Raw genomic sequence first — 15587 nt, forward strand, 5'->3', positions numbered from 1 at the left:
CATTGTGCATCAAAGCCGCGCCGGGTGCCTGAGTGCTCAGCGCGCAGCCGTGCGAAAGCTCAGCGCGAAGCCTTGATCAGGTTCCATTTGCGCAGGATGGCGACGATCTGTTGCGCGTACTGGTCACGCAACGCCGGTGTCTCCGAATGGTAGGCACCGACCGCCTGCCAGGAGTTACCGTACTTGTTCATTTGCTGGCGCAGATGCCAGGCGGCGATGTAGACGTTCTTGCACGGCTCCATCAAGGTATCGGACGAGATGCCGTATTGAGCCAGCGTAGGCAGATGTACCGAGTTGATCTGCATCAAGCCGTAGTCGGTCGAGCCGTTTGCATTCTTATGCAACGCGTCGGGCCGGTTGTGCGACTCCTGCCAGGCAATGGCCCGCAAAATCAGCGGATTGACCTTCTGATAATGAGCCGCTTCGTCAAAACAGTCGGCGTGCGCCGGCCCCGCTGCGAGCAGCGTACCGACTACCGCGGCAACTGTCAGAAGGGCCTGTTTCATCGCTCAAGATGACTAAATAATTGACGAAGCCAAGATCCGGTAAGGCATTGGGCTCGGCGTAGGATGGACCTGCCGGGCACTCCAGACCCGCCAACACCGAGCCCGTGGCGGACATCGGGGAAAACCCGCCCAGGCAAGATGCGTCCGGTAGGCTCATGGGCTCGTATGATACCGGCAGGCATTGGAGCGTCAAGTTGGCTACCCGACAGAAGCAAGCAAAAAGGCAGACGTCGCGAGCCGACTCAAGCGTTCTTGTCCAAGCTTTCAAAATTTTGACAGTCTGTGAAGCTATTTAGAGTAATCACACCGAAGCCGTTGTTTTGTGACAAATCGGACATGAAAAACTGTTACTGTTCATTTTTTCGGACATAGGCCGGAAGGCAGTCGGAGTTGCCTGCGCCCGTAGGGCGTGAGCAAGCCGAGGGGACCGCTGCCGTGATTGACCTGTGTTTGCTGCGCATGACAGCCGGTCGCCTGGGCGGTCGGCATCGACAACGAACTCCATGAGAAGAAATCGTATGGCATTGCGTCGCGTCGCAACGGCGCTGCTGGTGGCTGGACTGATCACTGCGCAGATCGCACACGCTCAGGTGACACTCAACTTCGTCAACGCGGACATCGATCAGGTGGCCAAGGCGATTGGCGCCGCGACCGGCAAAACGATCATCGTCGACCCGCGCGTGAAGGGTCAGCTGAACCTCGTCTCCGAAAATCCGGTGCCCGAAGATCAGGCGCTCAAGACCTTGCAGTCCGCGCTGCGGATGCAGGGCTTCGCGCTCGTGCAGGATCACGGCGTGCTGAAGGTGGTGCCCGAGGCGGATGCCAAGCTGCAGGGCGTGCCGACCTACGTCGGTAACGCGCCGGTCGCGCGCGGCGACCAGATCATCACGCAGGTGTTCCAGCTCAAGAACGAATCGGCGAATAACCTGCTGCCGGTCCTGCGTCCGCTGATCTCGCCGAACAACACCGTGGCGGCCTACCCGGCCAACAACACGATTGTCGTGACCGACTACGCCGACAACGTGCGGCGCATCGCGCAGATCATCGCGGGGGTCGATACGGCAGCGGGCCAGTCGGTGTCGGTGGTGACGCTGAAGAACGCCAACGCCCTCGATATCGCTCCGCAATTGAGCAAGATGCTCGACCCCGGCGCGATCGGCAGCACCGATGCCACGCTGAAGGTGTCGATCACCGCCGATCCGCGCACCAACTCGCTGCTGATCCGCGCCACCAACGGTGCACGGCTCGCGGCCGCGAAGGAACTGGCGAAGCAGCTCGACGGCCCGACTGCCATCCCCGGCAACATGCACGTCGTGCCGCTGCGCAATGCGGACGCGACGACGCTCGCCAAGACCTTGCGCGGCATGCTCGGCAAAGGCGGCGACTCGGGCTCCTCGGCCAGCTCGAACAGCGCGAACTCGTTCAACCAGAACGGCGGTAGCGGCTCGTATGGCAGCAACTCGACCGGCGCGGCAGGTACGCCGCCGTTGCCGTCGGGTGGACTTGGCGGCGGCTCGATGGCGTCGCCGCTCGGCGGCGGAGGAAGCTCGGGCGCGAACGGCAATTCCGGCGGCGACACGATCGGCAATGACAAAGAGAAGAGCGACGACAACCAGCCGGGCGGCATGATCCAGGCCGATGCGGCGACCAACTCGCTCATCATCACGGCGGCCGAGCCGGTGTACCGCAACCTGCGGGCAGTCATCGACCAGCTCGACGCGCGACGCGCCCAGGTCTATATCGAGGCGCTGATCGTCGAGCTGAACTCGAACACGAATGCCAATCTCGGCATCCAGTGGCAGGTCGCGAGCGGCTCAGTCCTTGCCGGCACCAACCTGTCGACCGGCAACAGCAACAGCATCATCAACCTGACGGCGGGGGCGGTCGGCGGTCTGCCTGCGGCACTCGTGAGCAACAATCTCCAGCAGGGCCTCAATGTCGGCTGGGTGCACAATATTTTCGGCGTGCAGGGACTCGGCGCGCTGTTGCAGGCGCTGTCGCAGACAGCAGACGCCAACGTGCTGTCGACACCTAACCTGATCACGCTGGACAACGAGGAAGCCAAGATCGTCGTCGGTACCAACGTGCCGATCCAGACGGGTTCGTATTCAAACCTGACGAGCGGCACGACGAGCGCGGCATTCAACACGTACGACCGCGTCGACGTGGGTCTGACGCTGCACGTCAAACCGCAGATCACCGACGGCGGGATTCTCAAGCTGCAGCTTTACACGGAAGACTCGGCGATCGTGACCGGCACGACCAATGCGGCGACCAACCCGGCGGGCCCGGAGTTCACCAAGCGTTCGATCCAGTCGACCGTGCTCGCGGATAACGGCGAGATCATCGTGCTGGGCGGCCTAATGCAGGACAACTATCAGGTCAGCAACAGCAAGGTGCCGCTGCTGGGCGACATTCCCTGGATCGGCCAGTTGTTCCGCTCGGAACAGAAGACTCGCAACAAGACCAACCTGATGGTGTTCCTGCGTCCCGTGATCATCAACGATCGCGATACCGCACAGGCAGTGACGTCGAACCGCTACGACTACATTCAGGGCGTGCAGGGCGCGTACAAGTCGGACAACAACCTGATCAAGGACAAGGACGATCCAGTCATGCCGCCCATGCCGCTCGGCCCGGCTGAAGGGGGCGCGCCCGCCATGAACCTGTTCAACCTCGACCAGATGCGCCGGCAACAGGCAGCGCCGGTGATGAACGGCGGCGCTGTGCAGACCAATCCGGCAACCAACGGCGCGCCGGCGCAGGCGAATCCGGTCACGAATGGCGGTGCGGTTCAGAGCAGCCCGGTCACCGTCTCGCCGATCACCACAACGCCCGGAGTGCAGCCGTGAGCATGCCGTCCACGCCGCCGTCAGGGTCTGCGCCGTCGGCGGCGACGCGAACCGGCGTCACGGCGACATCGTCCGCGGCTTTAGCGGAGCATGTCGAGCGTAGCGCCCCATCGGCTATTGCCGCGCGGCTCGTACCCTACGGGTTTGCGCGCAGCGGCCAGATTCTGGTGGCGCAACAGCATGCCGACGGGCTGGAAGTCTGGATCAGCGAGCGCACGAGCGATGCCGCGCTCGCCGAAGTGGCGCGCAATTTTGGCGTGCTCTCCGTGGTGCGTTTGCCGGCGGACGAACTCGCGCTGGCGATCAACCAGGCGTATGCGCGCCAGGATGGCAGCGCGGCGCAGGTGGTGGGTGAAGTGGAAGGCGAAGTCGATCTTTCGCGGCTGATGCAGGAGATTCCCGAGGTCGAGGATCTGCTGGAATCGGAAGACGACGCGCCGATCATCCGCATGATCAACGCGCTGCTCACCCAGGCGACGCGCGAACAGGCTTCGGATATTCACATCGAGCCGTTCGAGAATGCGTCGGTGGTGCGGTTTCGCGTCGACGGCACGCTGCGCGACGTGGTGCGCCCGAAGAAGGCGCTGCACGGCGCACTGATCTCGCGGATCAAGATCATGGCGCAGCTCGATATCGCCGAAAAGCGTCTGCCGCAAGACGGCCGGATTACGTTGCGGGTGGGCGGCCGGCCAGTAGACGTGCGCGTCTCCACGTTGCCGACCGGGCATGGTGAACGCGCGGTGCTGCGTCTGCTCGAGAAAGACGCGTCGCGACTGAATCTCGAAGCGCTCGGCATGGGCGCGGACACGCTCGTGAAGTTCGACAAGCTGATCGGGCGTCCGCACGGCATCGTGCTGGTGACGGGGCCGACCGGTTCGGGCAAGACCACCACGCTGTACGCCGCGATGTCGCGCCTCGAAACCGCGACGACCAACATCATGACCGTCGAAGACCCGATCGAATACGATCTGTCGGGGATCGGCCAGACGCAGGTCAACGAGCGCATCGGCATGACCTTCGCCCGCGCGCTGCGCTCGATTCTGCGGCAGGACCCGGACATCATCATGATCGGCGAAATCCGCGATCTGGAGACCGCGCAGATCGCCGTGCAGGCGTCGCTCACCGGCCACCTCGTGCTGGCAACGTTGCACACCAACGATGCGGCATCCGCGGTCACGCGTCTGACGGATATGGGCGTCGAGCCTTATCTGCTGGCTTCGTCGTTGCTGGGTGTGCTGGCGCAGCGGCTGGTGCGCAGATTGTGTCCGGTATGCCGTGAGCAGCGGACCGACGCCGACGGCCGGGTGCAATGGCATCCGGTGGGTTGCGACAAATGCGGCCAGTCGGGTTATGCAGGGCGACGCGGCGTGTACGAACTGCTGCTGATCGACGACTCGATCCGCACGCTGGTTCACCGTAATGCGGCGGATTCGGAAATTCTCTCGGCGGGCCGCTCGCAGGGCATGCGCACGCTGCGTGAAGACGCCGACCGCTGGCTCGACTCGGGGCTGACCTCGCTCGAAGAAGTGATTCGCGTGACGGGCGGAGCATAAGCCCATGCCGGCATTTCGTTTCGAAGCCATCGATGCGACCGGCAAGGCGCAAAAAGGCGTGCTCGACGCGGACAGCGCGCGGGGTGCGCGCACGCATCTGCGTGGCCAGGGGCTGACGCCGCTGGTCGTCGAACCGGCTTCGAGCCGCACGCGCGGCGAGCGCAATCAGCGCCTCTCGCTCGGACGGCGGCTGTCGCAACGCGAGCAGGCCATCCTCACGCGCCAGTTGGCGAGCCTGCTGATTGCCGGTCTGCCGCTCGACGAGGCGTTGTCCGTGCTCACGGAACAGTCGGAGCGCGACTACATCCGCGAACTGATGGCGTCGATTCGCGCCGAAGTGCTCGGCGGCCATTCACTCGCCAACGCGCTGCAACAGCATCCCAAAGACTTTCCGGAAATCTACCGCGCGCTGGTGGCGGCGGGCGAACATACCGGCAAGCTCGGTCTGGTGCTCTCGCGGCTTGCCGACTACATCGAGCAACGCAACGCGCTCAAGCAGAAGATCGTGCTGGCGTTCACCTATCCGACCATCGTCACGATCATCGCCTTCGGCATCGTCACGTTCCTGCTGAGTTACGTGGTGCCGCAGGTCGTCAACGTATTCGCGAGCACCAAGCAGCAGTTGCCGTTCCTCACCATCATGATGATGGCGCTGTCCGGCTTCGTGCGGCAATGGTGGTGGGCCATGCTGATTGGCGTCGCGCTGCTGGCGTATATCGTGCGCTCGATTCTCGCGCAGCCCGGCCCGCGTCTCGCGTTCGACCGTTGGCTCCTGACCGCCCCGCTGCTCGGCAAACTGGTGCGCGGCTACAACACGGTGCGCTTTGCCAGCACGCTCGGCATTCTGACCGCAGCCGGCGTGCCGATCCTGCGCGCGTTGCAGGCAGCCAGCGAAACACTGAGTAACCGCGCCATGCGCGACAACATCGACGACGCCATCGTACGGGTACGCGAGGGCACGTCGTTATCGCGCGCACTGGGCAATACGAAGACGTTTCCGCCGGTGCTGGTGCACCTGATCCGCTCGGGCGAAGCGACCGGCGACGTGACGACGATGCTCGATCGCGCGGCCGAAGGAGAAGCCAACGAACTGGAACGGCGCACCATGTTCCTGACGAGCTTGCTGGAGCCGTTGCTGATTCTGGCGATGGGCGGTGTGGTGCTGGTGATCGTGCTGGCGGTGATGCTGCCGATCATCGAATTGAACAACCTGGTGCAATAAAGCGCGGCTGAGTGCGAAGCGTAGTCGCGATAGGAGCGCGCCACCGATGACGGTGGCAGCAACTCAAGCGGTCTTGCTCAGCGCACGTAGATGGTTGGGCCGGCCGGATTGTTGGGCAGAAACACTTCGGAGCGGACGCCGTTGCGGTCGATGATGATTGAGCGGGGGCGGACTTCATAGAGCTTGGCGCCTTGCATGATGGCGCTGCCGAGCGACACGGCGCGCGGCGCTTCGCCACCCGCGCTGATGATCGCAGCGCCGCCTTCCTGCAGCGAGAGGATGCCGAACAGGCGCACGTCCTGGTTGGCGGTGCGCTGGAGTTGACCGCCGAACAGCGTGGCGGCCTGGTCGACCGAGACGGGCGCGCGCACGGCTGCGGCCGGTGTCGGTTCGCCGCGCAGCGCGGTGAGCGTAACAACCCAGTAGGTCAGCGTCGCGCAGAACACGGCAAACAGCGCGAGCGACAGAAGGCGGATTTGGATGGCGTTCATGCACATCATTGTACGGAGTATTGTGAAATTTGCGGTGGAGGAAAATGCCTCTTACCCGACGCTTTGCGCCAGCTTTCCCCGAGGGAACGCGAGCAAGCTGGGGCGGCCCGGCGTTTTCTCGCAAGCCTGCAAGTGCGTGACATTAGAATGACCAATCGGGCGTGTTAGATCGCGCAGTGGGCGAAGCCCGCGCGAGGCCCGCCAAAGTCGAAAAATCTTCCTGAAAGAGGTAGCAAGCTATGCAAATGTGGAGCACTCGTCGCACGGAAATCGCGGGTCTGGGCAACCGTCGCCAACGCGGTTTTACGCTGATCGAAATCATGGTGGTGATCGCGATTCTCGGCATTCTCGCCGCGCTGATCGTGCCGAAGATCATGAGCCGTCCTGACGAGGCACGGCGTGTCGCCGCGAAGCAGGATATCGGCACGATCATGCAGGCCATGAAGCTGTACCGTCTCGACAACGGCCGCTATCCGAGCCAGGACCAGGGGCTGCGCGCGCTGGTTGAAAAACCCAGTACGGATCCGGTGCCGAACAACTGGAAGGACGGCGGTTATCTCGAGCGTCTGCCGAACGATCCGTGGGGCAATGCGTATCAGTACCTTAACCCGGGCGTGCACGGTGAGATCGACGTATTCAGTTACGGCGCCGACGGCAAACCGGGCGGCGAAGGCAACGACGCCGACATAGGCTCGTGGCAATAACCTGTTGAGCGCTTTTTGCACGCATCCTCGCTGACCGCCGGCACCATGTCCCCGTCCGATGGCAAGTCTCGTGTAGCCCCTGCGCGTGCGGCGTTGCTGCCCTGCGCCGAGGCTGCACGTACGCCGCGGCAACCTGCGGCGCTGACGTTCGACGAGCGCCGGCGCGTGCGACGGCAGACGGGTTTTACGTTGCTCGAAATGCTGGTGGTGCTGGTGATTGCGGGACTGCTGGTGTCGCTGGCGTCAATCGCCATGACGCGTAATCCGCGCACGGACCTCAACGAAGAGGCGCAACGTTTGGCACTGCTGTTCGAATCGGCGGGTGACGAGGCGCAGGTGCGGGCACGGCCAATCGCGTGGCAGCCGTTGGACGGCGGCTTTCGCTTCGACATGCATACCGACGATGGCTGGCGTCCGCTGCGCGACGACCTGCTTGGGCCGCGTCGCTGGGAAGGCGGGGTGACGAGTGTGACGATCGACTATCCGGGCTCGGATGGGCATCCGTCGCGGGTGGTGTTCGGCACGGAGAGTATCGATGCACCGGTGCAGGTCACGCTGTTTTCCGCCGGGGGCTCGGCGCGCATCGTCGGGTTGGGCAATGGCCGCTATGAGGTGCGTTGATATGGGCGGTCGAACGGGGAGTGACCAGTACGTGCCAGCATGCCGGCGTGGGCAAGGCGGCTTCACGATGATCGAAGTGCTGGTCGCGCTGGCGATCATCGCGGTGGCGCTGGCGGCGTCGCTGCGTGCGGTGGGCAATCTGGCGAGCAGCGAAGTCGAGTTGCATCAGCGCTTGCTGGCGGGCTGGAGTGCCGACAATACGCTCGCGCAGTTGAAGCTTGCGCATAGCTGGCCGGAGGTGGGATCGAGCAGTTTCGACTGTTCGCAGGGGAATTTGCAGATGCTTTGTACGGAGCAGGTGACGGCGACGCCGAATCCGGTGTTCCGTCGCGTCGAAGTGTTGGTGACGACACCGGGCCGCGCCGGCAATCTTGCCCAGATGGTGACGGTGGTGGCGAATGAAACGAACCGTTCGCTTTGACCGTCGCGGCCGCGGGCTGTCGCGGGGATTTACGCTGATCGAGTTGCTGGTTGCCATTGCGATTCTGGCGGTGATCGCGGTGTTGTCGTGGCGCGGACTGGACCAGATCATCCGCGGGCGGCAGACGATTACGAACGCGATGGAAGACGAGCGTGTGTTTGCGCAGCTGTTCGACCAGATGCGTATTGATGCGCGCCAGGCGGCGACCGATGACGAGACTGGGCAGGCGGCGATATCGGTGAGCGGCAATGTGCTGCAGATCGTGCGTGAACTCGATTTGCCGGAGACGGCACCGCGTCTGCAAGTGGTGCGTTACCGGGTGGCGGATGGACGGGTGATCAGGTATGCCTCGCCGCCGCTGGCCAATGTGGGCGAGTTGCAAGGGGCGCTGCGGGGCGGTGAAACAGAGGGATGGAGCGCGGTGCCGTTGATGGGTGGAGTCGGCTCGATCGATGCGCGGCTGTATGTGCCGAAGGTGGGTTGGACGACGCAGATGAAGGATGTGCAGGGGGCGATTACCGAAGCCGACAACAACCTTAAGGTGCCCCAGCTGGGGGGGGCTCCGCTGCCGCGGTCTGTCACCGGGCTCGAGGTGGTGGTTGGGGCGACTTCGCTGGCGCGGCCGGTTACCAGGGTTTTTCTCGTCGGAGAGTAATTGGTGAGTTTTGCTTTTTTGCTACCGCCGGGGGATGGGTTGGCTCATGCTATTTTTGCTGCGCAGGCTTTGGGGTTGGTTTTTGGTTTTGGTTTTGGGTTTGGGTTGCCTACGGCGTTTGGCGGTGCTCTTGCGGTGTTGGCCTTTCCTTGCTTTGTTTTCGGTCTATTCGCTTCGCCCCTGTGCGGGGCAGCACTCACTTTCTTTGCAGCAGCAAAGAAAGTAAGCAAAGAAAGCGGGCTCACACCGCCAGCTCGTAGCGAGCCATCTCTCCCCCTGAACCGGAAACGGCCCAACACAAGACCCGCCCTCGCACCCCACCCCTCAGTGACAAAGCACTCATCCGCTCCAGCGTGGCGCGTCGCGCCCCGCCGTCAGGTTCATCCACACACCACGCAACTCACGCAAACCACGCAGACCGCGGAATTCCCGCAATCCACCGGGCGTTATGCCCGACCGCCATGCACGGAGTGCGTGGGCGGGATGGATGAGTGCTTTGTCACGAGCGGGGGAAATGCGGGGGCGGGTCTTGTCTTCGGACCACTGCGTGGTGCTTTGAGAGGTGGACACCTACAGGCTGGCGGTGTGAGCCCGCTTTCTTTGCTTACTTTCTTTGCGGCGGCAAAGAAAGTGAGTGCTGCCCCGCACAGGGGCGAAGCTAATAGACCGCTAACAAAACAAGGAAAGGCCAACGCCGCAGGAACACAGCCAAACGCCGTAGGCAATCCAAAAGCAAAACAAGGAAAGGCCAATGCCGCAGGAGCACCGCGAAACGCCGTAGGCAACCAAAACCAAAACCAAAACCAAAAAGCAAAACCAAAAACAAAGGCGAAACCCCAAACCGGCGTAGCCATCATCAGCGCCCTCCTCGTGGTAGCCCTATCGGCAATCCTGGTATCGGGCATCCTTTGGCGCCAGCAGGTCCAAATCCGAAGGATAGAAAACCAGCGCCTCCTCTCCCAGGCTCAATGGATCTCAAGAGGCGCGCTGGACTGGACGCGCCTGATCCTGCGATCCGAAGGCGACACCTCCGCAGGAATCACCTATCTGGGCGGCGTCTGGGGCGTCCCCATCGCCAAAACACGTCTATCGGATTTCCTCGGCCAGATCGGCGAAGTCAGAGCATCAGAAGGCGCAGCAACCTATCTGTCAGGCTCAATAGAAGACGCACAAAGCAAATTCAACCTGCGCAACCTGGTTTCAAGCCCCGTCCCAGGCATCCTGCAATTGAACGTGGAACAGATCGCGGCATTCCAGCGCCTGCTCGTCGAACTCGGTCTCAGCGGTCAGCTGGCCCAGAGCGCCGCCGTCCAGCTGCGCAATGGCCTCAATCATTCCGCCACGCGCTTCCAGAGTCAGACCACCACGGCCGGCGGCTCCGCCACGCCCGTCGGCGGTGCAACGGGCGGTACCACCTTCACCGATAAACCCGGCATCAGCGACGATGACGACACCCACGGTGTCACGCCGCTGCAAATGACCCGCGTCGATTCGCTCCTCGATGTGCCCGGTTTTACGCCCGAGATGATCGCCCGTCTGCGGCCGTTCGTGACGTATCTGCCCACCAACACGGCAGTCAACATGAATACCGCGCCCGCGGAAGTCATCGCCGCCGTCGTGCCGGGCATGAGTCTGTCGAATGCGCAGGCGTTCGTCGCGCGTCGCCAGACCGTGTTCTTTCACAACGTCGGCGATGTACAGTTGGCCTTGCAGGGCGCGGGCGTCACGCAGATCGCGATCGATCCCAGCCTGTTCGACGTCACGACCAGTTACTTTTATATCCACGGCCGCGTCGATCACGAACGCGCGGAAGTGGACCGCACCACCCTCGTCTTTCGCGATCCGCTGACACACACCACCCGCATCGTGCGCGTACAAGATCAATTATGAACAACGCTTATCCCGGAGAGAGTGGCCTTTGAGCACGCTGATCGTCCTTTTGCCGCCGCGTGACCCGGCGGTGCCATCGCAGGAATGGCAACTGCCGGAGTTGCCGTTCGTGTTGCTCGACAAGTCGGGCCGCACGCAACGCACCGGTCGTTCGGCTCTCGCGCTGCTGCCGCGCGCCGCGTCGACGGTCCTGATGGTCGCCGCGCGCGATCTCCTCATGATGCCCGCGACGCTGCCGCCGCTGAAAGGCCCGCGTCTGCGTCAGGCATTGCCGAACATCGTCGAAGATCAGCTGATTCAGGATCCGCAGACCTGTCATATCGCGCTCGATCCACAGCCGCTCGGTAAAGGCCGGCACCTGCTCGCGATCGTCGATCGCGGCTGGTTCCGCTTCATCTGCGAAGCCTTCGCCGCGGCCGGCCATCGAAGTGTCCGCGCCGTGCCGGTGACGCGTTGTCTGCCGGCGCCGCCGGCAAGCGCCGCGCCGCTGGAAGACGCCGAGTCAGCGTCTGACGTCGTGAAACCCGCCGTGGCGGCGAAACTCGCGGCTGGCTTGCCGATCGCACCGCCGTCGCCAGTCATTGCGGCTGTGCTGGGCACGGTGGTATCGACCGCTCCCTCGCTGCTGGCGGAGATCGCGTCAGATTCCAGCACGACCCGGGTGGAGCTTGCGATTGCGCGCGGCATCCAGGGCGAAGGGCTTGCGGTGCCCGCCAGTGCGGTGAACGCGACGCTCGCGGCGCTCTCGGGCGACGCCCCCGTCTCGCTTTATCTGCTCACTGAAGTACCCGGCAACGAACCCGGCATGGGTTCGAGCGCGCAGGCGAAGCTTGCTGCCCAGGTGGCCGGCACGCGACCGTTGCCGTTCGAACAGCTCGCGCGCCGCGCGCTCGAATGCCGCTTCGATCTGTGCCAGTTCGAGTTCGCCACCCAGCCGTGGCGCCTCGACCGCGCGACGCTGCGGCGCTTGCGTCTGCCTGCGTTGCTGGCGGTGGGTGCGCTGCTGGCCGCCATCATCGGCGCGAACGTGCAATGGATCATGCTCGCCCATCAGCGCGACGCGATCAACACGCAGATGACCGAGTTGCTGCTCAACACGTTCCCGAAGACCACCGTCGTACTCGATGCGCCCGATCAGATGTCGCGCCAGATGCAGCAGTTGCGTGTAGCCGCCGGTGAGCTGTCGCCGGACGATTTTCTCTCGCTCGCAGCGGGACTGGCGCGCTCGCTAGGACCTGTGCCCGTCAACGGCATTGCGGCGCTCGATTATCACGACCGGCGTCTCGACATCACGTTCAAGCCCGAGATCAAGGTCGATGCCGGTCTCTCGCAACGTCTGTCTGTCAACGGCCTGAGCGGCGGGATCGACAGCAGTACCGGCAAGTGGACTATCAGGAGCGGACAATGAAATCTGAACTTGCTCAAGCATGGGCCGGCTTCTGGGACGGGCGCACCGAGCGCGAGAAAACCCTGCTGCTGTGGGGCGGCGCCGTATTGGCCGTGGTGATTGCGTGGTCAGTCTTGTGGGCTCCGGCCCAGGAAGGCCGCGCGCATCTGCGTGACACGCTGCCGGCCATGCAGCGTCAGCTTGCGCAGATGAACGCGCAGGCCGACGAGGCGCGCCGGTTGTCGGCGGCGGCCCAGGGCGTGGCGCCCACGGGCGGAGCGCTGAAGGACGCGCTCAATGCGTCGCTGACGGAGCACGGCATCGTGCCGCTTCAGGTGCAGCTGCTCGGCAATGCAGTGCAGATCCAGTTGAAGAACGCGTCGTTTCCCGCGTGGACCGCGTGGGTCGACGACGTGCGCCGGCAGTTCAAGGTGCAGGTCGCCGAAGCGCACGTGACGGCGCTTAAGGACGATGGACAGGTCGACCTGACCGCTTCGCTGCAACCGTCAACCGCTAAATGACGCGGCTGCCACAGGATCTCGCATGAATTACTGGATGCGGCGCCTGCGCGCTGCCCTGCCGTGGATACTGGTCGCGGTGTTGTCGAACGCTGCGGTGTTGCTGGTGCTATTGCCCGCGGCATGGATCACGCCGCAATTCACGAAGGCGAGCGGCGGACATGTGAATCTCGTCGATCCGGCGGGCTCGCTGTGGCATGGCTCCGCCACGCTGATGCTGGCAGCTGGTTCGGACACCAGCGCGGCGACGCTGCTGCCGGGCCGCATTGTTTGGCACACCGCCTTCTGGCCGCTCTTCACCGGCCGTGTGCGCATGACGATGCTGCAAAGCGAGGCGATGCCCGATCCCATCACCGTCGACGCCACGCGGCGTGGCGCAATCCTGTCGCAAGGCGCGATTGCCGTACCGGCGTCCTTGCTCAGCGGTCTGGGTGCGCCGTTCAACACGCTCGATCTGCAGGGCAACGTGCAACTCGCATGGAGCGACTGGCGCAGCTTCGGCAGTGAAGCGTTCGGACAACTGACGGTGACGTTCGCCGACGCGAGTTCGCGGGTGTCCCTCATCAAGCCGCTGGGATCTTACCGGGTGGTGATCCAGGCGCAAGGCAGCAATTCGACGATCGACCTCGCCACGCTGAAAGGGCCATTGATGCTGAACGGGCACGGTGTCGTGGGTGCGGGCGCGACCTCGTTCAACGGCACGGCGAGCGCGGCGCCCGAAGCACGGGATAACCTCGCGGGCCTCTTGAACCTGCTTGGACGGCCGAGCGGGCCGAACACGGTGGCGCTCACCTTCGTTCACTGAAGCTCGTTCATTGACGCCGCTGCGCGGCGCCTAGGATGGCGCAACGCAAGCCAATGACAAAGGGGCATGACCGCGTCGCGGCCATGCCCCTTTTGCTTGTCTCTCGTTTGGCCGTCCTCAGCCAGGCGTAAAAATGCTCCGTTGCTCTGAAGAACCCTCGGCTACTCGACAGTCGGCACCTTTTGCGCGACGACTGGTGCTGCGGGTGTATTCGCTGCGGTAGACGGTCGCAATGCAGCTGACCCAATCACCGCAGCAGACGCTCCCGCTACAGCCGGGACAATCGCCGCCGCGGACGGACCCGATGCAACCGCTGCCGGTGCGGCCACCGTACCGCTTTCGCGAGCCATCTGCGAGACGTCCCAGCCGCCGCCGAGCGCCTTCACGAGGCCCACGGACGAGACCATGCGTTGACCCGCCAGACTGGCGAGCTTCTGCTCGGCGGTAAACGCGGTGGTCTGCGCCGTCAGCACGCTGAGATAGGCGACCGTGCCTGACTTGTACTGGTTCGTGACGATATCCAGCGCCTGTTGAGCGGAAGCGACGGCTTCCTGCTGCACGCCGATTTCCTGGCCGAGAATGCGCTGTGACGCGAGGTTATCTTCGACGTCCTGGAACGCCGCGAGCACCGTCTGGCGATAGACCGCGACATCCTGGTCGTAGCTTGCGCGAGCCGCTTCGGTTTGCGCGGAGCGCAAGCCGCCGTCGAAGATCGTGCCGGCGAGTTGCGGACCGAGCGTCCAGAAGCGCGCCGGCGCGGTGAGCAGTTGCGAAAGCACGGAGTTCTGGTAGCCGCCGCCCGCCGACAGCGTGAGCGTCGGGAAGAACGCCGCGATGGCGACGCCGATCTGTTCGTTCGCGGCCTTGGCGGCGCGCTCGGCGGCCGCGATGTCGGGGCGCCGCTCGAGCAGCGCGGACGGCATCTGTGCCGGCACGTCGGGGGGCGTCGCGGTGAGCGGCGACGGCGGGATCGAGAAGGTCGAGGCCGGTTCGCCGACCAGCACGGCAATCGCATGCTCGTCCTGGGCGCGGGCGATGCCATTGTCGATGGCGGCGGCCTGCGCCGATTGCAACTGCGACTGCGCCTGCACGACATCGGAGCGGGCGGCGACGCCTTGTGCGTACTGATTTTGCGTGAGCTTGAGAGACTTCCCGTAGGCAAGCACCGTATCGTCGAGCAGCTTCTGCATGGAATCGAGCGAGCGCAGCGAGAAGTAGGTTTGCGCGAGCGTGCCTTGCGCGGATAAACGCGCGTTGGCGAGCGTGGCCGCGGCGCCCAGCTGGCTTGCCTCCTGAGCACCCACCGTGCGGCTGACCTTGCCCCACAGATCCGGCTCCCAGCTTGCGTCGAGCGACACGTTGTAGCTGTTGTTGACGTTGGCGCGAGCGCCCGACATGCTGCTCGCGGTCGCCGAGGTGCCATTGCCCGAACGGGTCATGCCGGCCGAGCCGCTGATCACCGGAAAATACGCGGCACGCGCTTCACCGACCAGCGCACGAGCCTGCCGGTACGCGCCGGCATATTGGGCGATGGTCTGGTTCGAGGCGTTCAGCTTGTCTTCGAGCGCGTTGAGTTGCGGGTCGTCGTAAATCGCCCACCATTGACCGCGCTCATGCTGATCGGACGGTTGTGCAACCTTCCAGCCGGGCGCCGCTTCCTTGTAGGAGGCCGGCATCTGGGTCGTGGGCGTTTTATAGTCCGGGCCGACCGCGCAGCCGGTCAGGACGATGCCGAGCGCTGCGGCTACAGCGAGGGTCAAGGCGCGCGGTGTAGCGGATTGCGCGTGCGAGCGTCGGTCAAACTGCATGCTATGGATTCCTGTCGATTCGGCCGAGGCAAGTTCCCCGGCGTCCACGCTGTTGGCGCGAGCCTCGGAAAAGATCGGCAGGCCACCGCCCCTCCAGGCGCCAGCATGGCAATGGGACAGAGGACGTCGCGACGATCCAGAATGGTAGCGTACG

14 protein-coding genes are annotated in these 15587 nt (G+C 64.0%); 11 read left to right on the plus strand and 3 right to left on the minus strand.

Annotated features, from left to right (window positions below):
• Positions 1–59: 59 nt before the first annotated feature.
• Positions 60–506: a lytic transglycosylase domain-containing protein gene (locus P3T43_RS10530; RefSeq protein WP_429280979.1), complete on the minus strand. Its 447-nt coding sequence runs from the start codon at positions 504–506 to the stop codon at positions 60–62.
• Between the two features lie 518 nt (positions 507–1024).
• Here P3T43_RS10530 and gspD point away from each other — a divergent pair.
• The 3 genes from gspD to gspF are packed head-to-tail and all read left to right on the plus strand — an operon-like array spanning position 1025 to position 6133.
• Positions 1025–3358, plus strand: a complete 2334-nt coding sequence (gene gspD, locus P3T43_RS10535) for a type II secretion system secretin GspD (RefSeq protein ID WP_429280980.1) — start codon at positions 1025–1027, stop codon at positions 3356–3358.
• Entirely contained in the window at positions 3355–4911 is a 1557-nt protein-coding gene (gene gspE, locus P3T43_RS10540; RefSeq protein ID WP_429280981.1) for a type II secretion system ATPase GspE, read from the plus strand. Before gspD ends, gspE begins: the two co-directional genes overlap by 4 nt.
• A gap of 4 nt (positions 4912–4915) precedes the next feature.
• Positions 4916–6133 (plus strand): type II secretion system inner membrane protein GspF, encoded by a 1218-nt coding sequence (gene gspF / locus P3T43_RS10545; RefSeq protein ID WP_074301202.1) that lies wholly within the window; start codon positions 4916–4918, stop codon positions 6131–6133.
• A 77-nt stretch (positions 6134–6210) separates the two neighbouring features.
• Here the strand turns inward: gspF and P3T43_RS10550 are convergent, their stop codons facing one another.
• Positions 6211–6624, minus strand: a complete 414-nt coding sequence (locus tag P3T43_RS10550) for a type II secretion system protein N (RefSeq protein WP_429280982.1) — start codon at positions 6622–6624, stop codon at positions 6211–6213.
• Between the two features lie 239 nt (positions 6625–6863).
• On the opposite strand from P3T43_RS10550, the gene gspG reads away from it, so the two are divergent.
• From gspG to gspN, 8 genes are all read left to right on the plus strand, one after another.
• Positions 6864–7328: a type II secretion system major pseudopilin GspG gene (gene gspG, locus P3T43_RS10555; RefSeq protein ID WP_429280983.1), complete on the plus strand. Its 465-nt coding sequence runs from the start codon at positions 6864–6866 to the stop codon at positions 7326–7328.
• Between the two features lie 45 nt (positions 7329–7373).
• On the plus strand, positions 7374–7949 hold the full coding sequence (locus P3T43_RS10560) for a GspH/FimT family pseudopilin (protein WP_429280984.1): 576 nt from the start codon (positions 7374–7376) through the stop codon (positions 7947–7949).
• A gap of 1 nt (position 7950) precedes the next feature.
• Positions 7951–8370 (plus strand): type II secretion system minor pseudopilin GspI, encoded by a 420-nt coding sequence (gene gspI / locus P3T43_RS10565; RefSeq protein ID WP_429280985.1) that lies wholly within the window; start codon positions 7951–7953, stop codon positions 8368–8370.
• A complete protein-coding gene (locus P3T43_RS10570) occupies positions 8348–9025 on the plus strand; it encodes a PulJ/GspJ family protein (protein WP_429280986.1) in 678 nt (225 codons plus the stop codon). The genes gspI and P3T43_RS10570 overlap by 23 nt, the downstream gene beginning before the upstream one ends.
• 852 nt (positions 9026–9877) lie before the next feature.
• Positions 9878–10915 carry a type II secretion system minor pseudopilin GspK gene (gene gspK, locus P3T43_RS10575; RefSeq protein WP_429281032.1) on the plus strand — a complete coding sequence of 346 codons (1038 nt, stop codon included), beginning with the start codon at positions 9878–9880 and terminating at the stop codon, positions 10913–10915.
• Positions 10916–10943: 28 nt separating this feature from the next.
• Positions 10944–12323: a type II secretion system protein GspL gene (gene gspL / locus P3T43_RS10580; RefSeq protein ID WP_429280987.1), complete on the plus strand. Its 1380-nt coding sequence runs from the start codon at positions 10944–10946 to the stop codon at positions 12321–12323.
• The gene (gspM, locus tag P3T43_RS10585) at positions 12320–12823 is read left to right on the plus strand and encodes a type II secretion system protein GspM (protein ID WP_429280988.1); all 504 of its coding nucleotides are present in this window, start codon (positions 12320–12322) and stop codon (positions 12821–12823) included. The genes gspL and gspM overlap by 4 nt, the downstream gene beginning before the upstream one ends.
• A gap of 22 nt (positions 12824–12845) precedes the next feature.
• Entirely contained in the window at positions 12846–13625 is a 780-nt protein-coding gene (gspN, locus tag P3T43_RS10590) for a type II secretion system protein N (protein ID WP_429280989.1), read from the plus strand.
• 161 nt (positions 13626–13786) lie between these two features.
• Here gspN and P3T43_RS10595 read toward each other — a convergent pair whose 3' ends face one another.
• The gene (locus P3T43_RS10595) at positions 13787–15433 is read right to left on the minus strand and encodes an efflux transporter outer membrane subunit (RefSeq protein WP_429280990.1); all 1647 of its coding nucleotides are present in this window, start codon (positions 15431–15433) and stop codon (positions 13787–13789) included.
• Positions 15434–15587: the final 154 nt, after the last annotated feature.

The organism is Paraburkholderia sp. GAS41 (genome assembly GCF_050436545.1).
Classification (GTDB): Bacteria; Pseudomonadota; Gammaproteobacteria; order Burkholderiales; family Burkholderiaceae; genus Paraburkholderia.

Bases quoted from the DNA above. Each gene is read 5' to 3' on its own strand.
- gspN (WP_429280989.1), top strand. From the start codon at position 12,846: ATGAATTACTGGATGCGGCGCCTGCGCGCTGCCCTGCCGTGGATACTG.
- gspD (WP_429280980.1), top strand. From the start codon at position 1,025: ATGGCATTGCGTCGCGTCGCAACGGCGCTGCTGGTGGCTGGACTGATC.
- gspM (WP_429280988.1), top strand. From the start codon at position 12,320: ATGAAATCTGAACTTGCTCAAGCATGGGCCGGCTTCTGGGACGGGCGC.
- gspG (WP_429280983.1), top strand. From the start codon at position 6,864: ATGCAAATGTGGAGCACTCGTCGCACGGAAATCGCGGGTCTGGGCAAC.
- gspI (WP_429280985.1), top strand. From the start codon at position 7,951: ATGGGCGGTCGAACGGGGAGTGACCAGTACGTGCCAGCATGCCGGCGT.
- P3T43_RS10595 (WP_429280990.1), bottom strand. From the start codon at position 15,433: ATGCAGTTTGACCGACGCTCGCACGCGCAATCCGCTACACCGCGCGCC.
- P3T43_RS10570 (WP_429280986.1), top strand. From the start codon at position 8,348: ATGAAACGAACCGTTCGCTTTGACCGTCGCGGCCGCGGGCTGTCGCGG.
- gspF (WP_074301202.1), top strand. From the start codon at position 4,916: ATGCCGGCATTTCGTTTCGAAGCCATCGATGCGACCGGCAAGGCGCAA.
- P3T43_RS10560 (WP_429280984.1), top strand. From the start codon at position 7,374: ATGTCCCCGTCCGATGGCAAGTCTCGTGTAGCCCCTGCGCGTGCGGCG.
- P3T43_RS10530 (WP_429280979.1), bottom strand. From the start codon at position 506: ATGAAACAGGCCCTTCTGACAGTTGCCGCGGTAGTCGGTACGCTGCTC.
- P3T43_RS10550 (WP_429280982.1), bottom strand. From the start codon at position 6,624: ATGAACGCCATCCAAATCCGCCTTCTGTCGCTCGCGCTGTTTGCCGTG.